This is a genomic window from Mesorhizobium sp. M7A.F.Ca.MR.362.00.0.0, assembly GCF_004023175.1.
Taxonomy (GTDB): domain Bacteria; phylum Pseudomonadota; class Alphaproteobacteria; order Rhizobiales; family Rhizobiaceae; genus Mesorhizobium.
Window position 1 is genome coordinate 1 of sequence record NZ_RZTF01000583.1, and the last position, 2,745, is coordinate 2,745.

The 2,745-nt window shown below is 60.6% G+C and carries 6 protein-coding genes; 1 reads left to right on the forward strand and 5 read right to left on the reverse strand.

Annotated features, from left to right (window positions below):
* Positions 1–86: 86 nt before the first annotated feature.
* Positions 87–515 carry a glyoxalase/bleomycin resistance/extradiol dioxygenase family protein gene (locus EOC06_RS35485; RefSeq protein WP_128309995.1) on the reverse strand — a complete coding sequence of 143 codons (429 nt, stop codon included), beginning with the start codon at positions 513–515 and terminating at the stop codon, positions 87–89.
* 238 nt (positions 516–753) lie between these two features.
* On the opposite strand from EOC06_RS35485, the gene EOC06_RS35490 reads away from it, so the two are divergent.
* Positions 754–1,368, forward strand: coding sequence for a glutathione S-transferase family protein (locus tag EOC06_RS35490; protein ID WP_127268661.1), 615 nt, complete (start codon positions 754–756; stop codon positions 1,366–1,368).
* Positions 1,369–1,384: 16 nt separating this feature from the next.
* On the opposite strand, the gene EOC06_RS35495 is transcribed toward EOC06_RS35490, so the two are convergent.
* From EOC06_RS35495 to EOC06_RS35510, 4 genes are all read right to left on the reverse strand, one after another.
* Positions 1,385–1,543 (reverse strand): hypothetical protein, encoded by a 159-nt coding sequence (locus tag EOC06_RS35495; protein ID WP_127268662.1) that lies wholly within the window; start codon positions 1,541–1,543, stop codon positions 1,385–1,387.
* A gap of 135 nt (positions 1,544–1,678) precedes the next feature.
* Entirely contained in the window at positions 1,679–1,987 is a 309-nt protein-coding gene (locus tag EOC06_RS35500; RefSeq protein ID WP_127268663.1) for a HigA family addiction module antitoxin, read from the reverse strand.
* Positions 1,988–2,014: 27 nt separating this feature from the next.
* Positions 2,015–2,293 carry a type II toxin-antitoxin system RelE/ParE family toxin gene (locus EOC06_RS35505; RefSeq protein ID WP_127321180.1) on the reverse strand — a complete coding sequence of 93 codons (279 nt, stop codon included), beginning with the start codon at positions 2,291–2,293 and terminating at the stop codon, positions 2,015–2,017.
* Between the two features lie 79 nt (positions 2,294–2,372).
* On the reverse strand, positions 2,373–2,745 hold a 373-nt coding region (locus EOC06_RS35510; RefSeq protein ID WP_164898943.1), incomplete at its 5' end, for an ATP-binding cassette domain-containing protein.

Sequence of the window (2,745 nt, forward strand, 5' to 3'; positions counted from 1 at the left end):
ACATAGGACATTTTGGATCTCCTCCTGGAAGTTCACAGGGCCTCACCGGCGCCGGCCGGTGAGGGGCTCGGGCCATCGGCGGCAGATCAGGCTTTCTTCACCGGCGCGTTCATCGCCCATTCGACGCCGAACGGGTCGCGCATATTGCCCCACTGATCGCCCCAGAACATGACTTGGAGCGGCACGGCGACTTCGCAGCCGGCATCGACGGCGCGCTTCCACCAGGCTTCGATGTCGTCGCTGCCGAGGTGAAGCTGCATGGTGTAACCCTGCGGCTTGACGGCGGGCATTCCGTTTTCCGGATAGAAATCGGAGAGCATGAGGGTCGAGCCATTGATGTGGAGGTGAATGTGCATGGTGCGGCCTTTTTCGTCCGCCGGGTAGGCAAAGACCTGCTCCGCGCCGAAGGCCTTCTTGTAGAATTCGGCAGCTTTTAAGGCGCCATCCAGCTGCAGATAAGGGGTCAATCCGCCGAGCACTTTGGCCGCGGGCTGAACGGGGGTCTGATCAGTCATTTGTTGTTCCTCTTTGCGTTTGGCCTTGCGAGCCATAGGACGGATCGGACGGCGGCGATCCTACATGGCGGCGAAATTTTTTTGGCGGTCGGCCCTTGATAATCCCGGACAGCCGCGGGCTCGAGCGAGAGGCGTGAAACGAACTTGCGTCGGCGGCGCCCAATCAGAGCGCAATTCTCTCGGCTCGCAGGCTAGAACAGATGGATCACGCGAACGCCTCTTCAACCCCGGGACGACAATGATCCTCTACTATCAGACCCACTCACCCTTCGCGCGCAAGGCGCTTGTCTTCGCCCATGAGGTTGGCATTGCCGATCGGCTGGAGGTCATCCATCATGAGACCAGTCCCACCTTGCGCAACGCCGATGTCTACGCCGAAAATCCGCTTGGCAAGGTGCCGGTGCTGTTGCGGCCAAATGCGTCGCCGATCTTCGATTCCGATGTCATCTGCGCCTATCTCGACACACTGCATGACGGCCGCAAGCTGCTGCCGCAGGACGGCGAGGCGCGCTGGCAGGCGTTGCGGCTTCAGTCGGTCGCCCAGGGCCTCGCGCAGACAGGCATCGCTTTGCGCTGGGAGACAGAAAGGAGACCCGAAAAGCTGCGCTATGGTGCTCTCGCCGACGGATACCGGGAAAAGATCGAGGCGAGCTACGACTGGATCGAAAGCGCGCTGGACGACGAGGCACCGCTCCATGTCGGCCACATCGCCTTGGCCACCACGCTGTCCTGGATGGCGTTCCGCCACCTGCCGCCTTTTCGCTCGCGGGCGCGGCTGACGCACTGGTTCGAGGCTTTCGAAAAACGCGTATCGATGCAGGCGACACCGCTTTCAGGTGATACGCATGACTGACTGGCGCCTCGCGAGGTCAGGGGCGGCGGCCGTTCTGCGCGTCGAAGACGTCCGGAAAGCCGATATCCTTGCGCAGCGAGGCCGGCAGCGAAAGCAGGATGCGCTCGCTGCGGTGACGAGCGCGCGCTGCCGCATACCGGGTTGCGACGCGACCGATGGATGAAAGAACCGACATGATAATTCTCCCTGGGTTGGCGCCGGCATCATCGTGTCGGCATCCCAAGGACGCGATGGGCTGAGGCTATCCGACAGACCGTCGAGATTTTTTATCGCGGCGTCTGATGGTCTGTCCGAATGCTGCCGTGCGGACCTACGCAACCCTGAGCGTAGGGATCGCTGAAACATCAACTTCACGCTCTGCGTGCCAAGCATCGAAAGCCGCTTGCATTCGAAGCCAGATCGCGGCGCCGTCGCCGAACAGCTTCCCGAGGCGAGCGGCCACAGCCGGCGAAACCGGCTTCTTTTCGCGGATGATGTCATAGAGCTGCTGCCGGGAGATCCCGAGCAGATTTGCAATTTCCACCTTGGTCTTTCCAGTTGCCGGGATAATGTCCTCAAGCAGCGCTCCCGGGTGGGAGGGACAACGCTCAATAGGACGCGTCGGCTCGTGCACGGTCATAAGTCGAACTTCTCCAGTCTGGCCGCCTCAGTGATATTGCTCGAAATCGACGCGGGCAGCGTCCTTGCCGTCGAACTCGAATGTGATGCACCACGGACCGTTGACGTGGACCATGTAGCGGATTGGATCGAAGCCTTTCAGCGGGTGGAAATCGAAGCCGGGAAGGTTCATTTCCTCCGGCTTCTCCGAAGCTTCCAGGCGGTCAAGCCGGACAAGAATGCGCTTGTGCATCTTGGCGTCGATCTTGCCGGTCTTTCCAGTTTGAAAGAGGTCCGACAGCGCCTTGTTCTTGAAGGACTTGATCATCGATATATGTAAACAGATTGCTTACAAAAAACAAGGTCTGTAAGCAAATAATTTACATGCCAGTCGACCTCCGTTGGCCTCATCCTGCCGTTTCGGCCACTGAGCGGAAGAACTCCTCGGGGTCCTCGACTTCGGTCAGCTTTCGTTTGTCGATCAGCCAAAAGCGGTTGCCGATGGCGCGGATGAAGGAGCGGTCGTGCGAGGCGAGCACGCAGCTGGCCTGATGCGCCAGCAGTTCCGCTTCCAGCGCTTCCTGGCCGTCGATGTCGAGGTGGTTGGTCGGCTCGTCCAGCAGATAGAAGTTGGGATTGGCGAGCCTCAGCGCCAGCATCATCAGCCGCGCCTTCTGGCCGCCGGACAGCACGCCGATCTTTTTCTCCTGCATCTCGATGACCACGCCGGCGCCGGCCAGCAACGACCGTGCGCGCTGCTCGCCGACATCGTAACGGCGT

Bases quoted from the DNA above. Each gene is read 5' to 3' on its own strand.
- EOC06_RS35485 (WP_128309995.1), bottom strand. From the start codon at position 515: ATGACTGATCAGACCCCCGTTCAGCCCGCGGCCAAAGTGCTCGGCGGA.
- EOC06_RS35490 (WP_127268661.1), top strand. From the start codon at position 754: ATGATCCTCTACTATCAGACCCACTCACCCTTCGCGCGCAAGGCGCTT.
- EOC06_RS35495 (WP_127268662.1), bottom strand. From the start codon at position 1,543: ATGTCGGTTCTTTCATCCATCGGTCGCGTCGCAACCCGGTATGCGGCA.
- EOC06_RS35500 (WP_127268663.1), bottom strand. From the start codon at position 1,987: ATGACCGTGCACGAGCCGACGCGTCCTATTGAGCGTTGTCCCTCCCAC.
- EOC06_RS35505 (WP_127321180.1), bottom strand. From the start codon at position 2,293: ATGATCAAGTCCTTCAAGAACAAGGCGCTGTCGGACCTCTTTCAAACT.